Annotated in this window: 2 tRNA genes; both read right to left on the bottom strand. The window is 56.0% G+C overall.

What is annotated here, in order from left to right:
• Positions 1 to 255: 255 nt before the first annotated feature.
• Positions 256 to 331 (bottom strand) — tRNA-Ala (locus IB244_RS31575).
• A 69-nt stretch (positions 332 to 400) separates the two neighbouring features.
• Positions 401 to 477 (bottom strand) — tRNA-Ile (locus IB244_RS31570).
• Positions 478 to 837 lie beyond the last annotated feature (360 nt).

The raw sequence follows: 837 nt of genomic DNA, 5'->3' as shown, positions 1-837 counted from the left end.
GAACAATGGGCAATCCTGACGACAGGCTTCCTTCCTACCTCCAGTCCCTCCACCAGATCCGGCCGACTAAGCCATCCTTGGTTTCAACAGAACTGGGCTCGGACATCTCGCGCAATCCATGGGATTGTGCAAAACACCTGGAAGCCTCCAGATCAATCTTCTCTTCACGATATATGCAGAACAGGCATCCGGCCGAAGCCGATGCAAACTTTGTTTTTCTCCAGAAGGATATCCCGGCTCGACACCAAAGCGATTTGGTGGAGCTGAGCGGGATCGAACCGCTGACCCCCTGCTTGCAAAGCAGGTGCTCTCCCAGCTGAGCTACAGCCCCAACCATCGCAACACCTGACAGCAAACCGTCAGGATCAGGCATTCCCTAACCATCACTTGCAAATGCAAATGGTGGGCCCGGGAAGACTTGAACTTCCGACCCCACGCTTATCAAGCGTGTGCTCTAACCAACTGAGCTACGGGCCCATCTCGCTGAACGATTAAGTCTGCGTCAGGCACCCATGCAGGCCAGAGGCCGTCGCCGGTCGTCCGGCGCCCTCGCGGAGCGCAGCACCGAAGGTGCGGACAGCGCGTGAGCGCAGAACTCAAGGTTCTATCCTTCATGAAGAAAGAGAAACGTGGACGGCGAAAGCTCGCCATACCGTCAGGACCGAAGTCTCTGCGGCGTATTGCGTTGCGATGGTCACCTGACTGGTGCCATCTATGTTCTAAAAAGCACGGGAAGGTTCATCCCCTAGACAAGTCGAAGACTTGTCGGAGGGCGTCTTACCAATTCCACAGCTTCCTTAGAAAGGAGGTGATCCAGCCGCAGGTTCCCCTACGGCT

Source organism: Rhizobium sp. RHZ02 (assembly GCF_014851575.1).
GTDB lineage: Bacteria > Pseudomonadota > Alphaproteobacteria > Rhizobiales > Rhizobiaceae > Rhizobium > Rhizobium altiplani.
This window is presented reverse-complemented; position numbering and strand designations above follow the sequence as displayed.